Origin of the sequence: Streptosporangium sp. NPDC001681, assembly GCF_040298085.1 — a bacterium.
Classification (GTDB): domain Bacteria; phylum Actinomycetota; class Actinomycetes; order Streptosporangiales; family Streptosporangiaceae; genus Streptosporangium.
Map to the genome: position 1 here is coordinate 1 of NZ_JBEOZN010000239.1, position 6,435 is coordinate 6,435.

Genomic DNA, 6,435 nt, shown 5'->3' on the forward strand with positions numbered 1-6,435 from the left:
GCGGCGGGGGGGGGGCCTACCCCCCCGCGCCCCCACGTCGGCGACACCGAGATCGGCCTCGACGCCGACGAGCCGGTCGTGCTCGCCTCGGTGTTCAAGATTCCGGTGGTCCTGGAGCACGTCAGGCAGGCCGCGTCCGGGACCCTGGAGCGTACCGAGTGCTCTCCGGCCCCCCAAGGCCGTCGGCGAGCCGGTCGTGCCGCTTTTATAGCTACTGATCATCTAAAAGAATAATGTCGCTATATGCCCGTTATCGTGAGCAAATGACCAATCGGCCACGGGCGAGCCTGCAGCGGATCCTGGAGGATCTGGGCAGCACGGTGCTGGACGTGACGGTCTCCCCCGGGGAGCTCGACGCCGAGGTCACCGGCGTACACATCTACGATCCCCTCGACGAACTGCTGCTCCCCGAGGGGGGCCTCCTGCTCGCCGTCGGGGTCGACCGCGCCGAGCAGATCTGCGCCCTGCTCGACGCGGTGGGCCCGGCGGCGGGTGTGGTCGTCAAGCAACCGATGGACGTCGACGAGCTCGTCCGCGCGAAGGTCCGCCAGACCGGGGTCGCGGTGCTGGGCCTCACCCGGGCCGCCTCGTGGGCGCAGGTGGCCGCGCTGCTGCGTTCCCTGCTGGCCGAGGACGACCTCGCCGAACCGGGGGAGGACCCGCCGGACGACCTGTTCGCGCTGGCCAACGCCGTGTGCGCGCTCTTGGACGCGCCGGTCACCATCGAGGACCGGTCATCGCGGGTGCTGGCGTACTCCGGGCGACAGGACGAGGCCGATCCCGGCAGGGTGGCGACCGTGCTCGGCCGCCAGGTGCCGGAACGGTACCGGCGAATGCTGGAGGAGCGCGGATTCTTCCGCCGGCTCTACCAGAGCCGCGAACCGATCTACCTGGAGCTGGACGACGACAGCATCAACCGGGCGGCGATGGCCGTCCGGTCCGGAGACGAGATCCTCGGCTCCATCTGGGCCGCCGTGCGGGAGCCGCTGAGCGACCAGCGGCAGCGCGCCCTCGCCGACGCCGCCAAGATCGTCGCATTGCAGCTGCTCCGGCAGCGGGCCGGGGCGGACACCAGACGACGACTCCGCGCCGACCTGCTCTCCACCGTGCTGGCCGGTGGCCGGGATGCGGCGGAGGCCGCCGGGCGGCTCGGCATCGCCAGCGGACGGCTGTGCGTGCTCGCGGCTCAGCTCAGCGGCGGATCCCACACCGACGCCGCGCACCGGGAGAGCGACCGGCAGCGATTCTGCGACGCGCTCGCCCTGCACGTCGGGGCCATCCATCCCAAGGCCGCCGCCGCGCTGGTCGGCTCGGTGGCCTACGCCGTACTGCCACTGCACGCCGGCGGCGACGAGGAGGCACGGGCCGTGCGGGTCGCCGAGAGCTTCCTCGCCCGCGTCGGTTCCCGGCACGCGGCCAACATCGGCGTGGGGCGCCTGGCGGGCAACCTGATCGAGGTGGCCAGGTCCCGGGCCGACGCCGACCGGGCGCTGCGGGTGCTGCGTGCCCGCGAGGCGTCCGGCGCGGTCGCCGGCTACACCGGGGTGCACTTCGAGGCGCTGCTGCTGCAGTTGTCGGACCTGGTCGAGGCCGAGGAGCAGGTTCCCACCGGGCCCTACGAACGGCTCGTGAGGCACGATGCCGAGCACGGCAGCGAGCTGGTCGCCACCCTGCGGGCCTATCTGGACGCGTTCGGCGACGTCAACGCCGCATCGGCAAGGGTGCACGTGCACGCCAACACCTTCCGCTACCGGTTGAAGCGGCTCATCGAGATCAGCGGCCTGGACCTGGCCGATCCCGACGCGCGGCTGACCGTGATGCTCCAGATGCGAATTTTCGGACGGTAGCACGATGAATTACGGGCTTTTCGTGGCGGAGGACGAAGAAGGATCGCCGGGAAAAGGCGACTGTGGGGCATCACCCCCACCTTCCAGTCCCGATGAGAAACGCAGGAGCGGCGGCCCTCGGCGCCCTCAGCCTGTTCGCGGCCGCGTGTGGCGGTACGGCGGACTCTCCGTCAGGCGGACCCGCCGACGGCGGCACCTTCTCCTTCGCGATCGGCAGTGACCCCGGGGTGCTCGACCCGGCCATGGGCGTGCTCTCGGTCACCAACACGGTGTTGTCGCCGGCCTGCGACACGCTGACCCGCGTCGGCCCCGACGGCAAGGTCATCCCCGGTCTGGCCGAGAAATGGGACGTCAAACCCGATTCGGTGACCTTCACCCTCCGTAAGGAGGTCACCTGCTCCGACGGCTCCAAGCTCATCTCCGCCGATGTGGCCGCCAACGTCAACCACATCGTCGACCCGGCCACCAAGTCGCCGATGTACGGCGTGCTGGTACCCACCGGGATGAAGGCCACGGCGGACGACGCGGCCGGGACGGTGACGCTCTCCACCCCCAAGCCCTTCAGCTTCATCCTGCAGAGCACTTCGCTCGTGTTCATCGTCTGCGGCAAGGGCGTCGAGGACCGCTCGGTGCTGGCCAGAGGCACCTCCGGTTCCGGGCCCTACAGCTCACCGAGGCGGTGCCCCGGCGACCACTACACCTTCCAGAGCCGCGAGGAGTATGCCTGGGGGCCGGACGGCGCCACCACGAAGGAGCCGGGCCTGCCCGCGAAGGTCGTGCTGAAGGTGGTGCCGAACTCCCGCTTCTCTCCCGTCCGGAACGGGGGGAAGCGGAAGGCCGGCCGCGGCGTGCGCCACGACCGGCTCCTCTTCCCGCTGAGGCGGGAAACGCCCGCTAGATGGTGATCCATTCGGTGGAGACGGTGACCTCGTCCAGGATGTCGTGGACGGGGTCGACGCCGATGCCGGGGCCGGTGGGCACGCCGATGTGGCCGTCGTTCAGCTCGAAGGGCGGCGTGACGTCGGTGGCGTAGTAACGGCGGGAGGCGGAGGTGTCACCGGGCAGGGTGAAGCCGGGCAGGGCGGCCAGGGCCAGGTTGGCGGCGCGGCCGATGCCGGTCTCCAGCATGCCGCCGCACCACAGGGCGACGCCGTGGGCGCGGGCCAGGTCGTGGATGCGCCGGGCTTCGAGGTAGCCGCCGATCCGGCCGGGTTTGACGTTGATGATCGAGCAGGCGCCCAGGGTGATGGCGGCGGCGGCGTGTTCGGCTGATTCGATGGATTCGTCCAGGCAGATGGGGGTGGTCAGCCGGGTGGCGAGCCGGGCGTGCTGGACCATGTCGTCGTTGGCGAGGGGTTGTTCGATGAGCAGCAGGCCGAAGTCGTCGAGTTTGGCCAGGTGGGTGCTGTCGGCGAGGGTATAGGCGGCGTTGGCGTCGACCTGTAGCAGGAGATCGTCGCCGAAGCGTTCGCGGACGGCGCGGACGGGGGCGAGGTCCCAGCCGGGTTCGATCTTCAGTTTGATCCGGGCGTAGCCCTCGTCGAGGTAGCCGGTGACGGCGTCGAGGAGCTGGGGGATGGAGTCCATGATGCCGACCGACACTCCGCAGGGCACGCGGTCGGTGTCCGCGCCGAGGAAGGAGGCCAGGGACTGGCCGCCGGTGCGGAGCTGAGCGTCCAGGACGGCGGTTTCCAGGGCGGCCTTGGCCATGCGGTGCCCTTTGAAAGGCCGCAGGGCGCGGCCGGCGGTGTGGGCGTCGGCGTGGGCGGGCAGGGCGGGGATGAGGAAGCGGCGCAGGACCTCGGCGGCGCCGTCGACGTATTCGGGGGAGTAGAGCGGCTGGGACATGGCGACGCATTCGCCCCAGCCCTCGGCGTCGGGGGTGACGACGCGCAGGAGCAGTACGTCACGTTCGGTCTCGGTGCCGAACGAGGTGCGGAAGGGGGCGACCAGCGGCATCCTGATCCGCCGCAGTTCGATTCCAGTGATCTTCATGATGGTGTGCGGCCTCCGCCGCGTCTCCCTCCGATAGCGTCGCCGGTCAGGCGACCCCGTTACAGGATGTCGCGCGGCTCGCGCCGCGTCCTTCTCTGAGTGCCCCGCCGACCGGCTCCCGGTGGTCTCCCGCCGCAGGACTTGCCGGTCAGGGCGGTCAGACGGTCCGTTCCACGAGGTAGTGGCCCTCGCCGGTGAACCCGGTCACCCGGGCACCTTCCCCCATCAGCGTGCCCAGCACGTCGCGCACGGCGTGGCGCCATGCCTTGGCCGCGCCGGGGTCGGTGCGGCGCAGTGCCTCGATGTCGGGCGGGACCGCGACCAGCAGCGTCCGGGCGTCGGTCCGTCCGGCGACCGGGCGGCCGTCGCGCTCGGCCAGGGCGGTCACCGCGTCCGACGGGATCTTCGGTCGGTGCGGCTCGCCTCGTACGGCGGCCAGTACCCGCGGCTCGGTCAGCCGCCAGACGGCGAGCATCCGGTCGGACTCGTCGCCGGTGTTGATCGCGTCCTCCATGACGCCGTAGAAGGACGGCAGGTACCTCTCGGGGCGGGCGCCGAGTTTGACCAGGTTGAAGTGGGCGTTGCGGCGTATCAGCGGGTCGTAGGTCCAGGTGATGCGATCCAGGCCCCGGTCGAGTGCCCAGCCGCGCTGGTGCAGCTTGAGCGCGAATCCGATCCCGCGCCCGATGGCGGCGCCGGTGATGTGCGAGTGCAGCACCTGCCCGGCCGGGGCCGCGAGGAAGCCGACCGAGGCGCCCACCAGGCGGTCGCCCCGGTAGGCGCCGGTCACGTAGTTGCCCGCGTGTGACAGCGCCCGCATGAGCTCGACGGTGATGGGCTCGCTGCCGGGATCGGGGTGCCAGATGCCGTCGAACAGCCGGAAGACCTCCTCCAGCTCCTCGATGGAGCGGAGTTCGCGCAGCACCACGCCGTTCATCCGAGCATCGCCCGGACCAGGCCGGTCAGCAGCGCCGTACGGCCGGGCATCTCGGCCACGACCACATGCTCACTGTCGGCGTGGGCGCCGCCGCCCACCGCGCCCAGCCCGTCGAGGGTGGGGCAGCCGGCTCCGGCGGTGTAGTTGCCGTCGGAGGCCCCGCCCACTCCGACACCGGAGAGCGGGGCGAGTCCGAGGTCGGCGGCGATCCGCCGGGCGACGGCGAACAGCCCGGCCGATGAGGCCTCCTCCAGGGGAGGACGGTTCGGGCCGCCGATCACCTCCAGCCGGGTTCCGGCGAGCCGGGGGGACAGTGCCCTCATCAGCTCGTCCACCCGCTCCTGTGCGGCGAGGGTGGGCACCCGCACGTCCACCGACACGCGGGCCAGCGCGGGCACGGTGTTGACCGTGGTCCCCGCCGACAGCACCGTGGGCGTGACGGTGGTCGGGCCCAGGCCCGCGGGGTCGCCGGGTGCCGCCGCGCCGAACGGCGTCCCCGGTGCCGCGGAGCCCGGCCGCCGACCCGGAAGGAGGGGCAGCCCGCGCGTCGCGGCGGGTGACGTCTCCGCCGTCGTCATGGCAGAAGGAGCACCGTTCACCCGATCGGCGATCCCGGTGACGGCGAGGATCTGGTGGGCCAGCTCGATCCCCGCGTTGGCCCCCTTCTCGGGCTCAAGACCGGCGTGTGCGGCCGTTCCGCGCACCACGAGCTCGTAGACCGACGTACCCTTGCGCGCCGTCTTGAGCGCTCCGCCGGCGGCGCTCGCCTCCAGCACGAACGCGGCCGCGCGGCCGCGTGCCGACTCCTCGATCAGCGCGCGTGAGGACGGTGAACCGACCTCCTCGTCGCCGGTGACCAGCACGCACACCCCATCCGGTGACGGCAGCGCGGCCAGCGCGTGGAACGCCTGCACCAGCCCGGCCTTCATGTCGAACACCCCCGGCCCCCGGGCGATCCCGCCGGACACCGACCAGGGGCGCTCGGCCAGCGTCCCGAGCGGCCAGACCGTGTCGTGGTGGCCGACCAGCAGGACCCGGGGCGTGCCGAAGGTCCACCGCAGGTGGGTGACCCCGCCGATCACGATCGTCTCGGGGCGTGCGCCGAGCCTCCTGAACCCCTGGTCGGCGACCACCCGGGCGCTACGGGCCACCGCCTCGTGGTCGGCGGAGAACGACTCGCACGCGACGAGCTCCTCCAGGTCCTCAAGCATGACGTCCAGGTTCACCGTGGTCGTCCCAGCTCCGCGCGGAACAGCCGCAGGACGTTGCCGCCGAGGATCTTCACGATCTCCTCGTCGGCGAAGCCGTGCTTGAGCAGGGCGTCGGTGACCAGGGGCAGGCCGCTCGGGCCGGCCAGCCCGGGCAGGACGGCCAGGGGGTCGCTCTCGCCGTATCCGAGATCCTCGCAGCACGGAGGTGTGACGTCGTGCATGACCTCGCGGATGAAGTCCGGGCCGAGGCCGACGTGGTCGATGCCACCGACCTGTGCGATGTGCTCGATGTGGTCCACCAGACGGTCCACGGTGAACTCCGCGGGGTCCGAGGCAAGAAAGCTCGGCACGAAGTTGACGCAGACCACGCCGCCGGTGGCGGCGACGCCGCGGATCTGGTCGTCGGTCAGGTTGCGGTGGTGGTCGCGCAGCGCGCGGGCCGAGG

General features: G+C 71.7%; 6 protein-coding genes and 1 pseudogene. 3 read left to right on the plus strand and 4 right to left on the minus strand.

Annotated elements, in window-relative coordinates:
* The 3 genes and pseudogenes from ABT130_RS46525 to ABT130_RS46535 form a co-directional block, all read left to right on the plus strand.
* Positions 1-234 (plus strand): annotated as a pseudogene (locus ABT130_RS46525) (hypothetical protein); the annotation flags it as partial.
* 29 nt (positions 235-263) lie between these two features.
* The gene (locus tag ABT130_RS46530) at positions 264-1,847 is read left to right on the plus strand and encodes a PucR family transcriptional regulator (RefSeq protein ID WP_350966342.1); all 1,584 of its coding nucleotides are present in this window, start codon (positions 264-266) and stop codon (positions 1,845-1,847) included.
* A 92-nt stretch (positions 1,848-1,939) separates the two neighbouring features.
* The gene (locus ABT130_RS46535; RefSeq protein ID WP_350966343.1) at positions 1,940-2,752 is read left to right on the plus strand and encodes an ABC transporter substrate-binding protein; all 813 of its coding nucleotides are present in this window, start codon (positions 1,940-1,942) and stop codon (positions 2,750-2,752) included.
* On the opposite strand, the gene menC is transcribed toward ABT130_RS46535, so the two are convergent.
* From menC to ABT130_RS46555, 4 genes are all read right to left on the minus strand, one after another.
* Positions 2,742-3,842 carry an o-succinylbenzoate synthase gene (gene menC, locus ABT130_RS46540; protein ID WP_350919467.1) on the minus strand — a complete coding sequence of 367 codons (1,101 nt, stop codon included), beginning with the start codon at positions 3,840-3,842 and terminating at the stop codon, positions 2,742-2,744. The genes ABT130_RS46535 and menC overlap by 11 nt on opposite strands.
* 157 nt (positions 3,843-3,999) lie before the next feature.
* Entirely contained in the window at positions 4,000-4,779 is a 780-nt protein-coding gene (locus ABT130_RS46545; protein WP_350966344.1) for a GNAT family N-acetyltransferase, read from the minus strand.
* Complete coding sequence (locus ABT130_RS46550) at positions 4,776-6,005, minus strand: M20 family metallopeptidase (protein WP_350966345.1); 1,230 nt, start codon at positions 6,003-6,005, stop codon at positions 4,776-4,778. The genes ABT130_RS46545 and ABT130_RS46550 overlap by 4 nt, the downstream gene beginning before the upstream one ends.
* Positions 6,002-6,435 (minus strand): dipeptidase (locus ABT130_RS46555; protein ID WP_350966346.1); only part of this gene is annotated, 434 nt, incomplete at its 5' end. The genes ABT130_RS46550 and ABT130_RS46555, both read right to left, overlap by 4 nt.